The sequence below is a fragment of the Streptomyces xanthophaeus genome, assembly GCF_000725805.1.
Classification (GTDB): domain Bacteria; phylum Actinomycetota; class Actinomycetes; order Streptomycetales; family Streptomycetaceae; genus Streptomyces; species Streptomyces xanthophaeus.
This window is the reverse complement of the sequence record NZ_KL647136.1, coordinates 153,023-172,007: the sequence shown is the minus strand read 5'-3', so window position 1 is coordinate 172,007 and position 18,985 is coordinate 153,023. Positions and strand designations below refer to the sequence as shown.

Genomic DNA, 18,985 nt, shown 5'->3' with positions numbered 1-18,985 from the left:
TGCCGGCCCATGACTCAGACACCTACAGCCCACACTCCTGCGCCGGGGCAGGCGCGAGCCCACTTCACCGTTCCGGCCAGGCACCCGATGGTGACGGTCCTCGGCTCGGGTGACGCCCTGTTGCGCGTGATCGAGAAGGCCTTTCCGAAGGCCGACATCCATGTTCGGGGCAATCAGGTCAGTGCGGTCGGCGCGGCATCGGAAGTCGCCCTGATCCAGCGCCTGTTCGACGAGATGATGCTGGTGCTCCGCACCGGGCAGCCGATGACGGAGGACGCAGTGGAACGCTCGATCGCCATGCTCAAGGCGAGCGGCAACGGCAAGGACGGCGGCCCCGAGGAGACGCCGGCCGAGGTGCTCACCCAGAACATCCTCTCCAGCCGCGGCCGCACGATCCGGCCCAAGACCCTCAACCAGAAGCGGTACGTCGACGCGATCGACAAGAACACGATCGTGTTCGGCATCGGCCCGGCCGGTACCGGAAAGACCTACCTGGCCATGGCCAAGGCGGTCCAGGCCCTGCAGTCCAAGCAGGTCAGCCGGATCATCCTGACCCGGCCCGCCGTCGAGGCGGGGGAGCGGCTCGGATTCCTGCCGGGCACCCTCTTCGACAAGATCGACCCGTACCTGCGCCCGCTCTACGACGCGCTGCACGACATGCTCGACCCCGATTCCATCCCGCGGCTCATGGCCGCCGGGACCATCGAGGTGGCGCCCCTGGCCTACATGAGGGGCCGGACCCTCAACGAGGCCTTCGTCGTCCTGGACGAGGCGCAGAACACGACCGCCGAGCAGATGAAGATGTTCCTGACCCGGCTCGGTTTCGACTCGAAGATCGTCGTCACCGGCGACATCACGCAGATCGACCTTCCGGGCGGGGCCAAGAGCGGTCTGCGCGAGGTCCAGCAGATCCTGGACGGGGTGCCGGACATCCACTTCTCGCGGCTCACGTCCGAGGATGTCGTCCGCCACAAGCTGGTCGGCCGTATCGTCGACGCGTACGAGAAGTACGACGGCCACCAGGCCGCGAACGGCTACCAGCGGAAGTAGAACCCAGCGCACCATGTCGATCGACGTCAACAACGAGTCCGGCACCGAGGTCGACGAGCAGGCGATCCTCGACATCGCCCGCTACGCGCTCACCCGGATGCGGATCCACCCGCTCTCCGAGCTCTCCGTCATCGTGATCGACGAGGAGGCGATGGAGCAGCTCCACATCCAGTGGATGGACCTGCCCGGACCCACCGACGTCATGTCCTTCCCGATGGACGAGCTGCGTCCGCCGGCGAAGGACGACGAGGAGCCCCCGCAGGGGCTCCTCGGCGACATCGTGCTCTGCCCCGAAGTGGCCAAGAAGCAGGGCGAGGACGCGCCGACGCAGCACTCCATGGACGAGGAGCTCCAGCTCCTGACCGTCCACGGGGTGCTGCACCTGCTCGGCTACGACCACGAGGAGCCGGACGAGAAGGCCGAGATGTTCGGCCTCCAGGCGGCCATCGTCGACGGCTGGCGCGGTGAGCGCGGCATGACCGGCCCGTCCCCGGCGCCGACCGTCTCGTGAACGCCCCGCAACTGATCACCGGCGCGGTCCTGCTCGTGGTGGTGGCCTGGTTCGCCGCCTGCGCCGAGTCCGGGATCGCCCGCATCTCCGGCTTCCGTGCCGAGCAGGCGGTGCGGGAGGGCCGGCGCGGCAGCGAGAAGCTCGCCCAGGTGGCCGGTGACCCCACCCGCTACCTGAACGTGGCCCTGCTGGTGCGGATCACCTGCGAGATGGCGGCGGGGGTCCTCGTCACCTACGTCTGCCTCGACGAGTTCGGCGAGAACTGGACCGCGCTGCTCGTGGCCATCGCCGTGATGGTGCTGGTCTCCTTCGTCGCCGTCGGCGTGTCCCCCCGTACGATCGGCCGCCAGCACCCGCTGAACACTGCGACGGCGGCCGCGTACGTCCTCGTGCCGCTGGCCCGGGTCATGGGGCCGGTCCCGCAGCTGCTGATCCTCATCGGCAACGCGCTCACGCCCGGAAAGGGCTTCCGCAAGGGGCCGTTCGCCTCCGAGGCCGAGCTGCGCGCGATGGTGGACCTGGCGGAGAAGGAATCGCTGATCGAGGACGACGAGCGCCGGATGGTGCACCAGGTCTTCGAACTCGGCGACACCCTGGTGCGCGAGGTGATGGTGCCGCGCACCGACCTCGTCTGCATCGAGCGCTACAAGACGGTCCGTCAGACGACCACGCTCGCCCTGCGGTCCGGCTTCTCGCGCATCCCGGTGACCGGGGAGAACGAGGACGACATCGTCGGGATGGTCTACCTGAAGGACCTGGTCCGCAAGACCCACATCAGCCGTGAGGCGGAGTCGGACCTGGTCTCCACGGTCATGCGCCCGGCGGTCTTCGTACCGGACACCAAGAACGCGGGCGACCTGCTGCGGGAGATGCAGCAGGTGCGCAACCACGTGGCCGTGGTGATCGACGAGTACGGCGGCACGGCCGGGATCGTCACCATCGAGGACATCCTGGAGGAGATCGTCGGCGAGATCACCGACGAGTACGACCGGGAGCTGCCGCCGGTCGAGGAGCTGGGAGGGGACCGCTACCGGGTCACCGCCCGCCTCGACATCACCGACCTGGGCGAACTGTTCAAGGTCGAGGCCTTCGACGACGAGGACGTGGAGACGGTCGGCGGCCTCCTGGCGAAGGCGCTGGGCCGGGTGCCGATCGCCGGCGCCTCGGCGCTGGTGGAACTGCCCGACGGGCGGCCGCTGCGGCTGACGGCCGAATCGCCCGCGGGGCGGCGGAACAAGATCGTGACGGTGCTCGTGGAGCCGGTGCCCGTGGCGGAGCCGGCGGGCGAGGAGGGCGAATGACCCCGGAGGCACTGCGGGCCCTGTGCCTGGGCTTCAACGCGGCGGTGGAGGAGTTCCCCTTCACTCCGCAGACCTCGGTGTTCAAGGTGCTGGGGAAGGTGTTCGCGCTCAGCGCGCTGGACGCCGATCCGCTGAAGGTCAACCTCAAGTGCGAGCCGGAGCAGGCCGTGCGGCTGCGCGAGCAGCACACGGCGGTCGTGCCCGGCTACCACATGAACAAACGGCACTGGAACACCGTGACGGCGGGCGGCCCCGGCGCGCTGCCGGACGCGCTGGTGCGGGAGCTGGTGGAGGACTCGTACGACCTGGTGGTGGCGGGCCTGCCGAAGGCGGAGCGGCTGCGGCTCGACCGGCCGTGACCGCCGCCCCGGCGGGGTCGTTGCACGCCGCCGCCGGGGCGCTCCCTATGCTTTCGACCATGACCGACACCACCGGGATCGCCCCCGAGGACAGCAAGATCATCACGCTGGCGCGCAGCGCCCGGGCCCGCAACGGCGTGCCCGAGGGTGCGGCGGTGCGGGACGAGACGGGCCGTACCTACGTCGCCGGGACGGTGGAGCTCGACTCCCTGAAGCTGAGCGCGCTGCAGACCGCGGTCGCGATGGCCGTGGCCAGCGGGGCGCAGTCCTTGGAGGCCGCCGCCGTCGTCAGCGCCGCCGACGTTCCCGCCGAGGCCGACCGCGCGGCCGTCCGCGACCTCGGCGGCCCGGACACCCCGGTGCTGCTGGCGGCCCCGGACGGCACGCTCAAGTCGACGACCCCGGCCGGCTGACCCGCCTTCAGCCCACCGTCACCGCCGCCGGCCGGGGCAGGGGTCCCGGCCGGCGGATGACCATCGCCATCAGCGCCGCCATCGCGCACAGCGCCCCCGAGGCGTACCAGACGACGTCGTACGAGCCGAAGGCGTCGCGGGCCAGGCCGCCCAGGAAGGCCACCACCGCCGCGCCGACCTGGTGCGAGGCCAGCACCCAGCCGAAGACGATCGCGCCGTCCGGCCCGTAGTGCTCGCGGCACAGGGCGATCGTGGGCGGGACGGTCGCGACCCAGTCCAGGCCGTAGAACACGATGAAGAAGATCAGCGGGGGCCGCACCGACGGCGCCAGCAGCATCGGCAGGAACAGCAGCGAGATCCCGCGCAGCGCGTAGTAGACGGCCAGCAGCCGCCGCGCCTCGAAGCGGTCGGTGAACCAGCCCGAGGCCACCGTGCCGACCACGTCGAACACCCCGATCACCGCCAGCAGGCCGGCGGCCGCCGTCACCGGCATGCCGTGGTCGTGGGCGGCCGGTACGAAGTGGGTGCGGACCAGGCCGTTGGTCGAGGCCCCGCAGATCGCGAAGGTGCCCGCCAGCAGCCAGAACGGGCCGGTGCGCGCGGCCTTGAAGAGCACCGTCATCGCCCGTCGCGCCGCTCCCGGGACGGGCGCCGGCTTCTGCGCGTACGCGCCCCCGTACGGGGCCAGCCCCACGTCCGCCGGGTGGTCGCGCAGCAGCAGCCACACGAACGGGACGACGGCCAGCGCGGCCAGCGAGACGGTCACCGCCGCCGGACGCCAGCCGTGGTGTTCCACCAGCCAGGACAGCAGCGGCAGGAAGACCAGCTGGCCGGAGGCCCCGGCCGCGGTCAGGATCCCGGTGACCAGCCCGCGCCGGGCGGTGAACCAGCGGCCGGTCACCGTCGCGGCGAACGCCAGGGCCATCGAGCCGCTGCCCAGGCCCACCACGACGCCCCAGAACAGCACCAGCTGCCAGGGCGCGGTCATCCACACCGTGGCCACCGAACCGCCGGCGATGACGACCAGGGCCAGGGCCACGACCCGGCGGATGCCGAAGCGGTCCATGAGCGCCGCGGCGAAGGGCGCGGTGAGCCCGTACAGGGCGAGGTTCACCGATACGGCGAAGGCGATCGTGCCGCGCGACCAGTCGAACTCCTCGTGGAGGGGCTCGATGAGCAGGCCGGGCAGGGAGGCGAAGCCCGCGGCGCCGATGATCGTCACGAAGGCGACGGCCGCGACGAACCAGGCGCGGTGGATCCGTCCCGCGGGACGAGGGGCGGGCGGGGCGGCCACGGGGCCGGAGGCTGTCTGGGTCACGCCGTCAGCTTCCGGCCTGCGGGACCCACGACGACAGTGGCCTGACTGTCATGCTTCGTTATGATCGGGCCATGGACGCATCAGCGGGTGCCCACCACGTCGTCGTACTCGCCCTCTCCGGGCTGCTGCCCTTCGAGCTGGGCATCCCGCACCGGATCTTCGGCCGGGCCAAGGACCCGGCCGGGCGGCCGTTCTACACGATCTCGACCTGCGGGCTCGCCCCCGGGCCGGTGCGCACGGACGCCGACTTCGCGATCCACGTCGAGCACGGCCCCGAGCTGCTGGCCACGGCGGACACGGTCGTGGTGCCGGCCTCGTACGAGCTGGGCCCGGCCTACGAGGAGGGCCGGCTGAGCGAGGAGCTCGCGGCGGCGCTGGCGCACATCCGGCCGGGCACGCGGCTCGTCTCGATCTGCACGGGCGGCTACGTCCTGGCCGCCGCGGGATACCTCGACGGCCGCCGGGCCACCACCCACTGGGCCAGCGCCGAGCACTTCCAGCAGCTCTTCCCGGCCGTCCGGGTGGACCCCGGCGTGCTCTACACCGACGACGGCGACGTGCTCACCTCCGCCGGGGTCGCCGCGGGCATCGACCTGTGCCTGCACATCGTGCGCCGCGACCACGGCGCTGCCGTCGCGAACGAGGTGGCCCGGCGGACCGTGGTGCCGCCGCACCGGGACGGCGGGCAGGCCCAGTTCATCGAGCGCCCGGTGCCGCAGCCGCAGCTCGCCAGCACCGCGGCGGCCCGCGCCTGGGTGCTGGACCGGCTGCACGAACCCCTGCGGCTGACCGACCTGGCCCGCAAGGAGGCCGTGTCCGTACGCACCTTCACGCGCCGCTTCCGAGAGGAGTCCGGGGTCAGCCCCGGCCAGTGGATCGTCGGGCAGCGGGTGGAGCGGGCCCGGCGGCTGCTGGAGAAGACGGACCTGCCGATGGAACAGGTGGCGCGGGAAGCCGGCTTCGGGACGGCCCAGTCCCTGCGCAAGCACGTGCAGACGGCGCTGGGGGTGAGCCCGACGGCGTACCGGCGGACCTTCCGCGAGGGTCCGGGCGGTGGGCCCGGGTCGCCCACCCTGCCATCTCCTGATGGGCCATCAGACGCTGCCGGACCCGTGCATTGACTTCTCCCGCCGCCCGCTCGTGAATGGCCCCCTGTCGGGGCGGAACCCAGGGGGCGGGCAGTGGGCAGAGGCGCGCGCAGCAGGAGATGGTCGGCGGCGGTGGGGACGGCCGTGCTCGCGGCGGCCACCGGGGGAGTGCTGAGCCCGCCCGCGGCCGCCGAGGGGGAACCGCCGCCGGTTCCGGTGCCGGGCCAGGTCACCTTCCCGACGCAGTGCCTGCCGCCCCAGGAGGCCGGACTCCCGCCCGCCGAAGGGCCGACCGCTGCCCGCGTCACCGTCTCCGACCCGACGCCCCGGGTGGGGGACACCGTCACCGTGACGTACCGGCTGACCGGCGGCCCCGCCGTGAACCCGGTCGCCGGTGAACTCCCCGCCGACGTGCTCACCCCGACGGGGCGGATCGTGCTCGGGGGAGCGCAGAGCGGCGAGGTCACGGTCGTCGGGGCCAGGCGCAACGATCCCGTCCGCGAGGGCGGGGCCCTTCCCACCGTCACCATGACCGGCACCTTCACCGTCACCGCGCCGGGCGAGATCACCCTGGCCCCGGGCGGCTACACCCTGCACACCAGCCATCTCCTGGCCCTGGACACGGTCTGCACGGCCACCCCTGCGGCAACCGCCGCACCCGAAGCACCGGCGGCACCGGCGGCACCCGAAGCACCGGCGGCACCGGCGGCACCCGAAGCACCGGCGGCACCGGCGGCACCGGCGGCACCGGCGGCACCGGCGGCACCGGCTGCCCCGGCCACATCTGAAGCGCCTGGCACGCCCGCGCCACCCGCTGAATCCGAGGCACCGGCCGCACCGGCGGCACCGGCCGCACCCGAAGCGCCCGCCGCACCGGCGGCACTCGCCGCACCCGCCGCACCGGCCGCACTTGAAGCGCCCGGCGCGCTGGCCGCCCTCGGTGCTCCCGCGGCACCGGCCGTACCTGGTGCACCGGCTGCCCCCGGCGCATCCGCCGCAGCCGCAGGCCTCCCGGCCGCCGTACCGCCCGCCGCCCCGGGCCCGGCTCCGGGTCCTGCCCCTGCGCCCGCCCCCGCTGCCGCCTCCGGGCCCGTCGCCGTACGGATCACCGCGAGTCCGCTGCCCACGGCCAACCTGCGCAGCGTCTCCCTCGCCGCGGCCCACGGAGCGCCGGGCGCGAAGGTGGCGGTGACCGGTGCGGGCTTCCTCCCCGGCGCGGCCGTCACCGTCGCCGGACGGGCGGGGGCCGCGGAGACCGCCGACCGGGTCGCCGCCACCGCCGACGAACTGGGCGTCGTCCGGGCGGAGCTGCCCGTCACGGACCGGACCACCACCGCGGTGGTCGCCTACGAGGGCAGGGCCTGGTCGGCCGAACAGGGCTCCGGCCCGGCCGCGTACACGGTCCTCGATGCCGCCCCGCCGCAGCCCGGCACCCAGAAGGTGACCGCCACCGTCGAGCCCGGCGCCCTCGCCATGACCCAGACCGGGCAGGACATCGCCCTGGGCGCGGTCCCGTACGGCGAGGGCGGCGCGGCCCCCGGCCGGATCGCCACCGTCACCGTCCAGGACGCCCGCGGGGGCCCGGCGGGCTGGTCCCTGACCGGCAAGGTCAGCGACTTCACGGGGCCCGGTGGAGTCCGCATCCCCGGAGCCGCCCTCTCCTGGACCCCCTCGTGCACCGCGGCGGCGGGCAGCCCGAGCACCTGCGCCGCGGGCAGCGCGGGCCCGGTCGGCCCGGACGGGGCGGTCCTCGCCTCCACCCCGGACGCCCCGCTCGCGGGGGGCACCTTCACGGTCGACGCGACGGTCGCCCTCCAGGTCCCGCCGTACACCCCGCCGGGCGCGTACGCGGCGGTCCTCACCCTGACCCTGTCGTGACGGGCGGGCTCTTGACCCGCTCCCGACCCCGGCCCGTGCCCCGGCCTTGGCCTCTGGCCTGGTCCCTGCCCTGGCCCCTCGCCCAGGTCCTGGCCTGGTTCCTGGCAGGGTCGCCGTCTCGGCCGATGCGCCGGCTCGCGCTGTCCGGCGGCGTTCTCGTCGTCCTGCTGCTCGGCGCGGGTCCCGCCCCGGCCACCGCCGCCGACAACGGGCAGTGGTCGGTGCTGCCCGCCGCCGGCGCGGCCGGGCAGCGCCCGTACTTCTACCTGGCCGCGGCTCCCGGCCGGAGCGTCGCCGACGCCGTGACCGTCACCAACCGCACCGACCGGCCCCGCACCTTCCGGCTGTACGCCGCCGACGCCTACAACACCGCCCGCGACGGCGGCTTCGCCGTGCGCGGCCCCGACGAGCCGCGCCGCAGCACCGGAGCCTGGGCGCGCCTCGCCCAGGAGCGGGTCACCGTCCCGCCGGGCGGCTCGGTCAGCGTCCCCTTCACCCTCGCCGTCCCCGACCGGGCCGAACCCGGGGACCACCCCGGCGCCGTCGTGGCCCTGGAGGACCGGCCCGGCGCCACCGCCCGGGGGATCGGAGTGCAGCAGGCCGTCGCCGCCCGGGTGTACCTGCGGGTGACGGGCCCCACGGCCCCCGCCCTCGCGGTCCGGGAGGTCGCGGTCGGCCGCCGCGGCGCGGGCGCGGAGGTCTCGTACACGCTCCACAACCTCGGCAACATCACCCTCCGCCCGCGCGCCGCCCTCACCGCCTCCGGCGCCCTCGGCCGCCCGCTGGCCGGCCACGCGCTCACCGGGCTGCCCGCCGAACTGCTGCCGGGCCAGGAGGTCCGGCTCAGCGCCCGCTGGGAGGACCCGCCCGGGATCGAAGCGGCCCGGGTCACGGTGCGCGCGCAGGCCGGCGGAACCACAGCTCAGGGCAGTGCCTCCTACGTCCGCCGCCCCCTTCTCGCCCCCTGGCTCGCGGGCCTGTCGGCGCTCGCCGCGGTGGCCTGGTCGGCGCTGGGAGCCGCATCGGGGAGAATGGCCCGTATGAGCGATCGTTCCCCCGAGTCCACCAGCCCGCACCGTGCGGGCTTCGCCTGCTTCGTCGGCCGCCCCAACGCGGGGAAGTCGACCCTCACCAACGCACTCGTGGGTACCAAGGTCGCGATCACCTCCAACCGGCCGCAGACCACCCGCCACACCGTCCGCGGCATCGTGCACCGCCCCGACGCGCAGCTCGTCCTCGTCGACACGCCCGGTCTGCACAAGCCGCGCACCCTCCTCGGCGAGCGCCTCAACGACGTCGTGCGCGCGACCTGGTCCGAGGTCGACGTCATCGGCTTCTGCCTGCCCGCCGACCAGAAGCTCGGCCCCGGCGACAAGTTCATCGCCAAGGAGCTCGCGGGGATCAAGAAGACCCCCAAGATCGCCATCATCACCAAGACCGACCTGGTCGAGTCGAAGGTGGTGGGCGAGCAGCTCATCGCCGTCCACCAGCTCGCCGAGGAGCTGGGCTTCGAGTGGGCCGAGATCGTCCCCGTCTCGGCGGTGGGCGACAGCCAGGTGCAGCTGCTGGCCGACCTGATCGCGCCGATGCTGCCCGAGAGCCCGCCGCTGTACCCGGAGGGCGACCTCACCGACGAGCCCGAGATGGTCATGGTCGCGGAGCTGATCCGCGAGGCCGCGCTGGAAGGCGTACGGGACGAGCTCCCGCACTCCATCGCCGTGGTCGTCGAGGAGATGATCCCGCGGGAGAACCGCCCCGCCGACCGGCCGCTGCTCGACATCCACGCGAACGTCTACATCGAGCGGCCGAGCCAGAAGGGCATCATCATCGGCCCGAAGGGCGCCCGTCTGAAGGAGGTCGGGATGAAGTCGCGCAAGCACATCGAGGCCCTCCTCGGGACGCCCGTCTTCCTCGACCTCCACGTGAAGGTGGCCAAGGACTGGCAGCGCGACCCCAAGCAGCTGCGCAAGCTCGGCTTCTGACCCTCCGGCCGGGCCCCGACGGGGCCCGGCCGTTCTTTCGTCACGGGCGTCCTCAGGGCAGGCGCCGGACCTTCACGACGTTGTCGGGGCGGGTCGCGGCGCTGCCGTCGGGCGCCTTCATCGGCTGTACGTGCTCCTCCGCGAGCAGGACCTCCCAGGCGCCCTCCGCGAGCTCCAGCTGCTCCAGGACCTCGCCCGGCGTCGGGAGCACGAGCCCGGGGTGCGCGTCCGGGTTCCACGAGGGGCCGCCCGCGTGGCCGACGACCAGCAGGACGCCGCCCGGGGCCACGGCCGCGGCGGCCGTGCGCAGGACCCGGGGCCGCGGGAACTCCCCGTAGGTGTGCAGGAAGCAGGCCGAGACGAGGTCGAACTCCCCCTCGGGGAAGGACCGCGCGAAGTCGTGCCGCTGCCACGAGACCCGGTCGCCGACCCCCGCCTCGGCTGCGTGCCCGGCCGCGCGGCCCAGCGCCACGCCGGAGATGTCGGTCCCGGTGACCTGCCAGCCCTGCCGGGCCAGCCACACGGCGTCCGCCCCCTCGCCGCAGCCGAGGTCCAGGGCGCGGCCGGGGGCCAGCCCCCGGACCTCCCGCACCAGGACGGCGTTGGCGTTGCCGCTCCAGATCCGGTCGCTCTCCCGGTAGCGGTCGTCCCAGAACTCCTCGCCCCCGGCGGGCCGGGGGTCGTCGGTGTGCGCGTGCTCGGTCACGGCGGCCTCTTCTCGCTCGGATTGCCCGTGCCGCCGATGCTCCGCCGGGTCCGTCCGGGAGGCAAACATCCTTGCCGTTACGGCAAATCCCGGCCGGGGCCGGGGCCTACGCGGCGGGCGGTTCCGCGATCAGGGCCGTGGCCACCCGGCGGAAGCCGAGCCGGGCGTAGAGGCGGGCCACGTCCTCGTCGCCCGCGGAGAGGAACACCGTACGGATGCCGGCCTCGCGGGCCCGGGCGACCAGGGCCGCCGTCACCCCGAGGGCCAGTCCGCGCCGCCGCGCCGCGGGCAGGGTGCCCACGCCCACCACCTCGGCGACGTCGCCGACCGCGATGTACTGGCCGGAGCACAGCACGACGCCGTCCCGCTCGGCCGCCGCCAGGACCGTACGTCCCGAGGCCAGCTGGGCGGCCACCTGAGCCCGGCGGGCCGCTGCCTCCGCCGTCGCCGCGGCCACCGCCAGTTCGGCGGGCCCGGCCTCGCCCACCGCCGTTCCCGGGGCCGCGAAGGCCAGGGCAGGGAGGGTCACGGCCGCGGTCAGCAGCGGGTCGTCCGCGTCGAGCAGGCGGACCTCCGGGAGGGCGGGCACCGCTGCCGCCGCCGGGTCCAGGACCATCAGGGGGTGCGCGTGGACGTACAGGCCCGCCGCCTGCGCAGCGGCCCGGAGCGAGGGGCTGGTTTCGGCCACCCATTCGAAGGCCTCGGGGGCCCCCAGCTCCCGCTGGCGGGCCCGTACCCGCTCCACGTCCGCGGGGGTGGCGTCGGCGCCGCCGAGCGCGGGCCGCGCGTAGTACGGCCAGCCGTCGCCCTCCTGGACGAACAGGGTCAGCGGGCCGAAGTCCTCGGCCCGCGCCCCGCCGCGGCGCGGCGCCGCGTCGTAGTACCGCTCCAGCTCGGACAGCTTCGTATCGGTCATGTGGTCGGACATCCGGCCATCCAAGCAAAGGGCGGCCGTCCGGGCACCTGCTTTGCGGGCCCCGTCAGGCGCCCTCCTTCAGGACGCGCGAGATCAGCGTCCGCTGGGCGTCCGAGAGGTGCGGGTCCTGGCAGGACACCGTCCGGCCGTCGACCGTGATCCGGTACGAGAACCCGTCCCGCACCCGGTCCGCCCCGTGCCCCGGCGGACCCGGCCGCAGGGCCAGCTGGGCCAGGGCCCGCCACTCGTCCTCGTCGGGCCGGCCCGTGGTGTCCACCTCGGCCCGGCGCTCGATGCCCGCGAAACCGCCCGTCCTGATCACCTGGATGCGCATGGGGACGGTCTACCCGGCGAGCGGGACGCCCACCGCCGACCACGCCTTCTGGAGGGCCTGGTGCTCGGCGCCGCCGTCCCCGTACCGGGACACGGCCGCGGCGACCGACAGCCGGGCGAAGTCCGCGAAGTCGGCGTCCGAGGCCAGCTCCCCGCCCGTGAGGGTGTCGTACCAGATCTGTCCGGCCCGCTCCCAGGCCTTGCCGCCCAGCTCGGTCGCCGCGACGTAGAAGGCGTGGTTGGGGATGCCGGAATTGATGTGCACCCCGCCGTTGTCGCGCGAGGTCCGTACGTAGTCGTCCATCGTCGCGGGCTGCGGGTCCTTGCCGAGCTCGTCGTCGTCGTACGCGGTCCCCGGGGCCTTCATCGACCGCAGCGCGACACCGCTCACCTCGGGCCCCAGCAGCCCGGCCCCGATCAGCCAGTCCGCCTCCTCGGCGGTCTGTCCCAGGGAGTACTGCTTGATCAGCGAGCCGAAGACGTCCGACATGGACTCGTTCAGCGCGCCCGACTGCTGGTAGTAGTCGAGGTTGGCCGTGTACTGGGTGACCCCGTGGGTCAGTTCGTGGCCGATGACGTCGAGGGACACCGTGAAGTCGAGGAAGAGGTCGCCGTCCCCGTCGCCGAAGACCATCTGCTGACCGTCCCAGAAGGCGTTGTTGTACTCCTCGCCGTAGTGGACGGTCGCGTCCAGGGCCAGCCCGGCATCGTCGATCGAGCGCCGCCCGAAGCCCTTCAGGAAGAGTTCGAACGTGGCCCCGAGCCCGGCGTACGCGCGGTTGACGGTGGCGTCCTGGCCCGCGGGGTCGCCTTCACCGCGGACCTTCCTGCCGGGCAGCCGGGTGCGGTGCTCCGCGTCGTAGACGGTGCGCTGCGGATCGTCGGAGGCGGGCGCGGCCAGTGCGGAGGCGACGCCCCGGACGGTGGTGATCCGGCGCCGGGTGCGCAGCGCGGCGTCGCGTTCGAGGGTGCGCAGGGCGAGACCGGCGCGCCGGGCGTCCTCGGACTGTGCGATCCGGTCGAGGAGGTGCGGGGGCACGACGGTGCAGAAGACGGGGTGGCGGGGGGTACGGGTGGCATCCATGCCCGGCAATGTGGCAGTGGGTCATGCCGCTGTCACTAGCTGCGACCATGATTCATTCACTTGTCTGAATGGGGTGACGTCGGGTTGACGGATCGAACCGACTTTGCGGGGCGAAGCGAGGTCTGGCTCACATTCGGTACAAATCGGACGCGTCGGTCTTGCATACTGAAACAGGTCCTCGCATCACGGCGCGGCTCGGCTAGGCTCGGTCCATCATGCGTTTCGGGCTGCTTCTCCTTAGCTGCCGCGGCGAGGGTCTGTAGTCGTAGGCCGACCCCCTCCCCGCGGAGTTTGGTGTTGCGGTTTTTACGACCGCCGTCGGCCGTCCCAGCGAACTACACGCGGACACGCGAGGAGCCCAACGCCATGAGCCAGCAGCCTTTTGTCGGTCGCCCCACGCCCATCACCAACGCGACCCACACCCAGCAGCCCTCCGGTATGCCGGTCCACAAGTACGGCTTCTACGAGCAGGTCGAGATCCCGGACCGCACCTGGCCGAACGCCCGCGTCACCAAGGCTCCCCGCTGGCTGTCCACCGACCTGCGCGACGGCAACCAGTCGCTGATCGACCCCATGACCCCCGCCCGCAAGCGCGAGATGTTCGACCTGCTGGTGCGGATGGGCTACAAGGAGATCGAGGTCGGCTTCCCCTCCTCCGGCGAGACCGACTTCGCCTTCGTGCGCTCCATCATCGAAGAGGGCGCGATCCCGGACGACGTCACCATCTCCGTACTGACCCAGGCCCGCGAGGACCTGATCGAGCGGACCGTGGAGTCCCTGGTCGGCGCCAAGCGCGCCACCGTCCACCTGTACAACGCGACCGCCCCGACCTTCCGCCGGGTCGTCTTCCGCGGCTCCAAGGAGCAGATCAAGCAGATCGCCGTCGACGGCACCCGCCTGGTCATGGAGTACGCCGAGAAGCTGCTGGGCCCGGAGACCACCTTCGGCTACCAGTACAGCCCGGAGATCTTCACCGACACCGAGCTGGACTTCGCCCTGGAGGTCTGCGAGGCCGTCTGTGACGTCTGGCAGCCGTCCGAGGGCCGCGAGATCATCCTGAACCTGCCCGCCACTGTGGAGCGTTCGACGCCCTCCACCCACGCGGACCGCTTCGAGTGGATGGCCCGCAACCTGACCCGCCGCGAGCACATCTGCATCTCCGTGCACCCGCACAACGACCGCGGCACCGCCGTCGCCGCCGCCGAGCTGGCCCTGATGGCCGGCGCCGACCGCATCGAGGGCTGCCTGTTCGGGCAGGGCGAGCGCACCGGCAACGTCGACCTGATCACGCTGGGCATGAACCTGTTCTCCCAGGGCATCGACCCGCAGATCGACTTCTCGCAGATCGACGAGATCCGTCGCACCAGCGAGTACTGCAACCAGATGGAAGTGCACCCGCGCCACCCCTACGCGGGCGATCTGGTCTACACGGCCTTCTCCGGCTCCCACCAGGACGCCATCAAGAAGGGCTTCGACGCCATGGAGGCCGACGCGGCCGCCAGGGGCGTCACCGTCGACGACATCGAGTGGGCGGTCCCGTACCTGCCCATCGACCCGAAGGACGTCGGCCGTTCCTACGAGGCCGTCATCCGGGTCAACTCGCAGTCCGGCAAGGGCGGCATCGCGTACGTCCTGAAGAACGACCACAAGCTGGACCTGCCGCGCCGCATGCAGATCGAGTTCTCCCGGATCATCCAGGCCAAGACCGACGCCGAGGGCGGCGAGGTCACCCCGAAGGCCATCTGGGACGTCTTCTCGGACGAGTACCTGCCCAACCCCGAAAACCCGTGGGGTCGCATCCAGCTGCGCTCCGGCCAGACGACGACCGACAAGGACGGTACGGACACGCTGACCGTCGAGGCGGTCGTGGACGGCGTGGACACCGTGCTGAACGGCACCGGCAACGGTCCGATCTCGGCCTTCTTCGACGCCCTGGCCGGCATCGGCGTCGACGCCCGCCTGCTGGACTACACCGAGCACACCATGAGCGAGGGCGCCTCCGCCGTGGCCGCCTCGTACATCGAGTGCGCGATCGACGGCCGGGTCCTGTGGGGCATCGGCATCGACGCCAACACCACCCGCGCCTCCCTGAAGGCGGTCATCTCCGCCGTCAACCGCGCGGGCCGCTGATCCACCCGGCCGCGGCCCCGCACCTCCGCGAGGAGGGGCGGGGCCGTCGCCGTACCCGCCGCCGGACGGTTCAGCGAGCCAGGTAGCCGCCGTCCACCGGCAGCACCACGCCCGTCACGAACGAGGCGGCGTCGGAGGCCAGGAAGGCGATCACCCGGGCCACCTCCTCCGGTTCGCCGATCCGCCCCATCGGGTGCGCGGCCGTCATCTCCGCCAGGTACTCCGGCCCGCCCGGCTCGTCCCGGAGCGCGACCACCCGCTCCGTACGGATGGTTCCGGGGGCCACCGCGTTGACCCGGATCCCGCGCGCCGCCCATTCCACCGCGAGGTGCTTCGTCAGCCCCGACGCGACGAACTTCGCCGGCCCGTAGGCCGCCTGGCGGGCCTGTCCGGCCACCCCCGAGATCGAGGACACGCAGACCAGCGCCCCGCCGGGCCGCGGCTGCGCCGTCATCGCCTCGATGGCGTACTTACAGGTCAAGAACATGCCGCGGCCGTCGACCGCCATGACGTGGTCCCAGTCCTGCGGGCTGGTCTCCCGTACATCCGAAAGAGGGAGCACCCCGGCGTTCGCCACGGCCACGTCGAGCCTCCCGTACGCCCCGACCGCGGCCTCGACCATCGCCCGGTTGGACTGCGGATCGGACACGTCACCGGTGACCGCGGTGATCTCGTACCCCTCCCCGGCCAGCTCCGTACGCAGGGCCTCGATGCCGCGGCCGTTCACGTCGGACGCGGTCACCCGGGCCCCGGAACGCGCCAGGAGCAGGGCGGTCGCCCGGCCGATCCCGCTCGCGGCACCGGTCACCAGACAGGACTTCTCGTTCATGGGGAAGACCCTAGGGAGGACACCTCGTGGGCGCCCGGGAGGCGCGGCCGGGGCGGGGCACAGTTCGGCCAAGTCCGGGCCGCGGAGGAGGTTGTCCTGTCACACGGCTGACGCATCCTCACCGATGTGGCTAACATCACGCCAACCCGGCGGTGCTGCCGGACGGTTACGGAGGTGCGACGTGCTGCCAGTTCGGGGTGGGGACGGCCGGAAGCTTACGGTCTGGGGCATCCGTACCACCTGGAGCACTGTGGGCGACGGGGAGTTCTTCTGCCCGGCCTGCGGTGGGGACCGCAATTACCGCAGGCGGACCGGGCGCCGCCGGTTCACCGTCCTCGGGGTGCCGCTGGTGCCGCGCGGGGAGGCCGGGCCCGTCGTCGAGTGCCAGGGCTGCCGCGAGCGCTTCGGCACTGAGGTCCTGGACCACCTGACCACGACCCGCTTCACGGCGCTGCTGCGCGACGCCGTGCACACCGTGAGCCTGGCCGTGCTGGCCGCGGGCGGGACGGCCTCACGCGGGCCCCTGGAGGCCGCCGTGTGCGCCGTACGGGCCGTGGGCTTCCAGGAGTGCACGGAGGACCAGCTGGAGTCCCTCGTGGAGGCGCTGTCCACCGAGGAGGGCCGGCTCGGCCTGTACGACGTCCCGGAGTGCTGCGGGGCGGCCCTGTCGATAGAGCTCCACGAGGCCCTGGAGCCGCTGGCCCCGCACCTGGCCGGCCCGGGCCGCGAATCGATCCTGCTGCAGGGCGCCCGCATCGCGCTCGCGGACGGCCCGTACACCCCGGCCGAGCGCGAGGTCCTGGCCACGGTGGGCGCGGCGCTGCGCATCGGCACCGACGAGGTGAACCGGCTGCTGTCGGCCGTCCGCGCGCCCTGAGGCACGCGCACACCACGAGGAACACGAGGGCAGGGCCCGGCGGACATCCGCCGGGCCCTGCCCTCGTGTACGGGCGCAGGCCTCCGGAACCGTCCGAAACGGCCCCTCCGGACGTAACGATCCGGCCTCGCGCGACCGGATTCGTACCCTCCGGGCGGCGTCCCGGCCGCGGGGGAGGCCGAAGCGGGCCGGATGCGTCCCACGCCTCGGACAGCCGGAGTGGGGACTGTGACTTCGCCCGCCCGGAGTGCATCACCGCGCGTGGCGTGGGCAGTTGGGGTCTCGGTCCGCGACTGCGCGACCGGAGGGTGCCTCTCGGAGGGGTGTGGTGCATACCCCCGTGCGCGGCACTCCGCCATGGGGTGAACCTACAGTTCGAAGATCGACGACTGTCAACAATTTGTAGAAGTTGACGATATCTGTGAGCCCCCCCACAGGCGTTCAATTTCGGTCACACGACGAGGCGCCGCCCGTAACACACCGGGGCTTCGATCCAAGTGAATGCACTGACAACCCTGGCGGACCAACGGGTTAGCGACCCACTCCGGCCAGGGATAACCAGATCTCCTCTCACTTACCTACCTCTTTGAAGGGCCAGGCAGATGGCACGTGTCGCCGCCCGGCTTTCCGGCAACGGAAAGCAGAGCACCCACCCGGTCGACGAGGTGCTCCCCCTCCCCAAGCTCGCGCTCTACGGCTTCCAACACGTACTCGCGTTCTACGCCGGCGCGGTGATCGTCCCGATCATCGTCGGCAACGCGCTGAAACTGAGCCCCGAGCAGCTGGTCTACCTGATCAACGCGGACCTCTTCACCTGCGGCATCGCGTCGATCATCCAGGCCTTCGGCATCGGCCGGATCGGCGCACGGCTGCCCCTGATCCAGGGCGTGACCTTCACCGCCGTCTCCCCGATGATCGCCATCGGACTCGGCGCGGGCGGCGGGACGGCCGCACTGCTGGTCATCTACGGCGCGGTCATCACGGCCGGCATAGCGACCTTCGCCTTCGCCTGGCTGCCCGCCAAGGCCTTCCGGACGGTGATGCGGCTGTTCCCGCCGGTCGTCACCGGCACGGTCATCACCGTGCTGGGCATCGTCCTGATCCCGGTCGGCCTCAACGACGCCGCCGGCGGCCTCGGCAGCCCCGACTTCGGAAACCCGAAGCACTTCGCCTACGCCGGCGGCACGATGCTCTTCATCCTGATCCTGATGAAGATCGGCAAGCCGTTCCTCTCCAGCATCTCCATCCTGCTCGGCCTGGTCGGCGGCACCCTCGTCGCCTTCCTCCTCGGGGACGCGAAGTTCGGCGACGTCGGCAACTCCGACTGGATCGGCGTCACCACCCCCTTCCACTTCGGCGTCCCGCAGTTCCAGTGGTTCCCCATCGTCCTCATGCTGATCGTCATGCTGATCACCATGGTCGAGACGACCGGTGACACCTACGCCGTCGGCGACATCGTCGGCAAGGAGGTCGACAGCGAGACCGTGGCCCGCGCCCTGCGTGCCGACGGCGCCGCGACCGCCCTCGGCGGCGTCCTCAACTCCTTCCCCTACGTCGCCTTCGCCGAGAACGTCGGCCTGGTGCGCATGACGAAGGTGAAGAGCCGGTTCGTGGTCGTCGCCGCCGGTGTCTTCATGATCGTCCTGGGTCTGCTGCCCAAGGCCGCCGCCATCGTCGCCGCCGTCCCGCACGGGGTCCTCGGCGGAGCCGCGACCGTCATGTTCGGCATGGTCGCCCTGGCCGGCATCCAGACCCTGGGCAAGGTGGACCTCAAGGAGGAGAAGAACGCACTGATCGTCGGCGTCTCCCTGGCCTTCGCCCTGCTCCCGGCGACCGTCCCGGTCTTCTTCACCAAGCACATGGACGCGGACCTGTCCTCGCTGCTCAACAGCGGTGTCACCCTCGGTGCCACGGCCGCCATCGTCCTCAACCTGATCTTCAACGGTCTCGCCAAGGACACCGCCCACGGCTCCGCGGCCGAGGAGCCCGTGGCCGCCGTGCCGGCGCACGCCGAGCCCGCGACCGCCGACTCCGACTCCGACTCCGAGGCCGGGGACGCGAACGCCGAGCCCGTCGCCGCGGTGCCCGCCCAGGCGGCGGCCCCCGCAGCCGGCGCCGAGAAGGCCGACGGCTCCGAGAAGGCGGACGGCGCGGGTACGCCCGCCTCCTGATCCTCCCAAGGGGTGCCCGCCCCTCGTCCGGACACCGGT

At 72.7% G+C, this 18,985-nt stretch carries 17 protein-coding genes; 11 read left to right on the top strand and 6 right to left on the bottom strand.

Features of this window, described 5'->3' with window-relative positions; genetic code table 11:
- Window positions 1-9: 9 nt before the first annotated feature.
- The 5 genes from IO30_RS0137865 to IO30_RS0137845 are packed head-to-tail and all read left to right on the top strand — an operon-like array spanning window position 10 to window position 3,634.
- Window positions 10-1,050 (top strand): PhoH family protein, encoded by a 1,041-nt coding sequence (locus IO30_RS0137865; protein WP_031150914.1) that lies wholly within the window; start codon window positions 10-12, stop codon window positions 1,048-1,050.
- Between the two features lie 13 nt (window positions 1,051-1,063).
- The gene (ybeY, locus tag IO30_RS0137860; RefSeq protein ID WP_031150912.1) at window positions 1,064-1,561 is read left to right on the top strand and encodes an rRNA maturation RNase YbeY; all 498 of its coding nucleotides are present in this window, start codon (window positions 1,064-1,066) and stop codon (window positions 1,559-1,561) included.
- The gene (locus IO30_RS0137855; protein ID WP_031150910.1) at window positions 1,558-2,862 is read left to right on the top strand and encodes a hemolysin family protein; all 1,305 of its coding nucleotides are present in this window, start codon (window positions 1,558-1,560) and stop codon (window positions 2,860-2,862) included. The genes ybeY and IO30_RS0137855 overlap by 4 nt, the downstream gene beginning before the upstream one ends.
- Entirely contained in the window at window positions 2,859-3,221 is a 363-nt protein-coding gene (locus IO30_RS0137850) for an MmcQ/YjbR family DNA-binding protein (RefSeq protein WP_031150908.1), read from the top strand. Before IO30_RS0137855 ends, IO30_RS0137850 begins: the two co-directional genes overlap by 4 nt.
- Window positions 3,222-3,280: 59 nt before the next feature.
- On the top strand, window positions 3,281-3,634 hold the full coding sequence (locus tag IO30_RS0137845) for a cytidine deaminase (RefSeq protein WP_031150905.1): 354 nt from the start codon (window positions 3,281-3,283) through the stop codon (window positions 3,632-3,634).
- 7 nt (window positions 3,635-3,641) lie between these two features.
- On the opposite strand, the gene IO30_RS0137840 is transcribed toward IO30_RS0137845, so the two are convergent.
- Window positions 3,642-4,952 carry an MFS transporter gene (locus IO30_RS0137840; protein ID WP_031150903.1) on the bottom strand — a complete coding sequence of 437 codons (1,311 nt, stop codon included), beginning with the start codon at window positions 4,950-4,952 and terminating at the stop codon, window positions 3,642-3,644.
- A 71-nt stretch (window positions 4,953-5,023) separates the two neighbouring features.
- On the opposite strand from IO30_RS0137840, the gene IO30_RS0137835 reads away from it, so the two are divergent.
- The 3 genes from IO30_RS0137835 to era all read left to right on the top strand — a co-directional run bounded on the left by IO30_RS0137835 (window position 5,024) and on the right by era (window position 9,900).
- Window positions 5,024-6,073: a GlxA family transcriptional regulator gene (locus tag IO30_RS0137835; RefSeq protein WP_031150901.1), complete on the top strand. Its 1,050-nt coding sequence runs from the start codon at window positions 5,024-5,026 to the stop codon at window positions 6,071-6,073.
- 99 nt (window positions 6,074-6,172) lie between these two features.
- On the top strand, window positions 6,173-7,918 hold the full coding sequence (locus IO30_RS42495; protein ID WP_051902833.1) for a WxL domain-containing protein: 1,746 nt from the start codon (window positions 6,173-6,175) through the stop codon (window positions 7,916-7,918).
- A 1,031-nt stretch (window positions 7,919-8,949) separates the two neighbouring features.
- Window positions 8,950-9,900 (top strand): GTPase Era, encoded by a 951-nt coding sequence (gene era, locus IO30_RS47455; RefSeq protein WP_373316549.1) that lies wholly within the window; start codon window positions 8,950-8,952, stop codon window positions 9,898-9,900.
- Between the two features lie 52 nt (window positions 9,901-9,952).
- Here era and IO30_RS0137820 read toward each other — a convergent pair whose 3' ends face one another.
- The 4 genes from IO30_RS0137820 to IO30_RS0137805 form a co-directional block, all read right to left on the bottom strand.
- On the bottom strand, window positions 9,953-10,606 hold the full coding sequence (locus IO30_RS0137820) for an SAM-dependent methyltransferase (RefSeq protein ID WP_031150895.1): 654 nt from the start codon (window positions 10,604-10,606) through the stop codon (window positions 9,953-9,955).
- A 106-nt stretch (window positions 10,607-10,712) separates the two neighbouring features.
- Window positions 10,713-11,522 carry a GNAT family N-acetyltransferase gene (locus tag IO30_RS0137815; RefSeq protein WP_031150893.1) on the bottom strand — a complete coding sequence of 270 codons (810 nt, stop codon included), beginning with the start codon at window positions 11,520-11,522 and terminating at the stop codon, window positions 10,713-10,715.
- 64 nt (window positions 11,523-11,586) lie between these two features.
- The gene (locus IO30_RS0137810; RefSeq protein WP_031150892.1) at window positions 11,587-11,856 is read right to left on the bottom strand and encodes a protealysin inhibitor emfourin; all 270 of its coding nucleotides are present in this window, start codon (window positions 11,854-11,856) and stop codon (window positions 11,587-11,589) included.
- Window positions 11,857-11,865: 9 nt separating this feature from the next.
- A complete protein-coding gene (locus IO30_RS0137805) occupies window positions 11,866-12,939 on the bottom strand; it encodes a M4 family metallopeptidase (protein WP_031150890.1) in 1,074 nt (357 codons plus the stop codon).
- Window positions 12,940-13,305: 366 nt separating this feature from the next.
- Here IO30_RS0137805 and leuA point away from each other — a divergent pair, with 366 nt between their 5' ends.
- Window positions 13,306-15,069: a 2-isopropylmalate synthase gene (gene leuA / locus IO30_RS0137800; protein WP_031150888.1), complete on the top strand. Its 1,764-nt coding sequence runs from the start codon at window positions 13,306-13,308 to the stop codon at window positions 15,067-15,069.
- Window positions 15,070-15,139: 70 nt separating this feature from the next.
- On the opposite strand, the gene IO30_RS0137795 is transcribed toward leuA, so the two are convergent.
- Window positions 15,140-15,898, bottom strand: coding sequence for an SDR family NAD(P)-dependent oxidoreductase (locus IO30_RS0137795; RefSeq protein ID WP_031150886.1), 759 nt, complete (start codon window positions 15,896-15,898; stop codon window positions 15,140-15,142).
- Window positions 15,899-16,079: 181 nt separating this feature from the next.
- Between IO30_RS0137795 and IO30_RS0137790 the strand changes: the two genes are divergently transcribed.
- Window positions 16,080-16,775, top strand: coding sequence for a TerB family tellurite resistance protein (locus IO30_RS0137790; protein WP_031150884.1), 696 nt, complete (start codon window positions 16,080-16,082; stop codon window positions 16,773-16,775).
- 602 nt (window positions 16,776-17,377) lie between these two features.
- Window positions 17,378-18,946 carry a nucleobase:cation symporter-2 family protein gene (locus IO30_RS0137785; protein ID WP_031150882.1) on the top strand — a complete coding sequence of 523 codons (1,569 nt, stop codon included), beginning with the start codon at window positions 17,378-17,380 and terminating at the stop codon, window positions 18,944-18,946.
- The last annotated feature ends 39 nt before the right edge of the window (window positions 18,947-18,985 follow it).

What these genes read in the sequence shown, in the direction of transcription:
- IO30_RS0137810 (WP_031150892.1), bottom strand. Translation starts at nt 11,856, where the DNA reads ATGCGCATCCAGGTGATCAGGACGGGCGGTTTCGCGGGCATCGAGCGC.
- leuA (WP_031150888.1), top strand. Translation starts at nt 13,306, where the DNA reads ATGAGCCAGCAGCCTTTTGTCGGTCGCCCCACGCCCATCACCAACGCG.
- IO30_RS0137815 (WP_031150893.1), bottom strand. Translation starts at nt 11,522, where the DNA reads ATGACCGATACGAAGCTGTCCGAGCTGGAGCGGTACTACGACGCGGCG.
- IO30_RS0137845 (WP_031150905.1), top strand. Translation starts at nt 3,281, where the DNA reads ATGACCGACACCACCGGGATCGCCCCCGAGGACAGCAAGATCATCACG.
- IO30_RS0137795 (WP_031150886.1), bottom strand. Translation starts at nt 15,898, where the DNA reads ATGAACGAGAAGTCCTGTCTGGTGACCGGTGCCGCGAGCGGGATCGGC.
- IO30_RS0137835 (WP_031150901.1), top strand. Translation starts at nt 5,024, where the DNA reads ATGGACGCATCAGCGGGTGCCCACCACGTCGTCGTACTCGCCCTCTCC.
- IO30_RS0137850 (WP_031150908.1), top strand. Translation starts at nt 2,859, where the DNA reads ATGACCCCGGAGGCACTGCGGGCCCTGTGCCTGGGCTTCAACGCGGCG.
- ybeY (WP_031150912.1), top strand. Translation starts at nt 1,064, where the DNA reads ATGTCGATCGACGTCAACAACGAGTCCGGCACCGAGGTCGACGAGCAG.
- IO30_RS0137785 (WP_031150882.1), top strand. Translation starts at nt 17,378, where the DNA reads ATGGCACGTGTCGCCGCCCGGCTTTCCGGCAACGGAAAGCAGAGCACC.
- IO30_RS0137865 (WP_031150914.1), top strand. Translation starts at nt 10, where the DNA reads ATGACTCAGACACCTACAGCCCACACTCCTGCGCCGGGGCAGGCGCGA.
- IO30_RS0137805 (WP_031150890.1), bottom strand. Translation starts at nt 12,939, where the DNA reads ATGGATGCCACCCGTACCCCCCGCCACCCCGTCTTCTGCACCGTCGTG.
- era (WP_373316549.1), top strand. Translation starts at nt 8,950, where the DNA reads ATGGCCCGTATGAGCGATCGTTCCCCCGAGTCCACCAGCCCGCACCGT.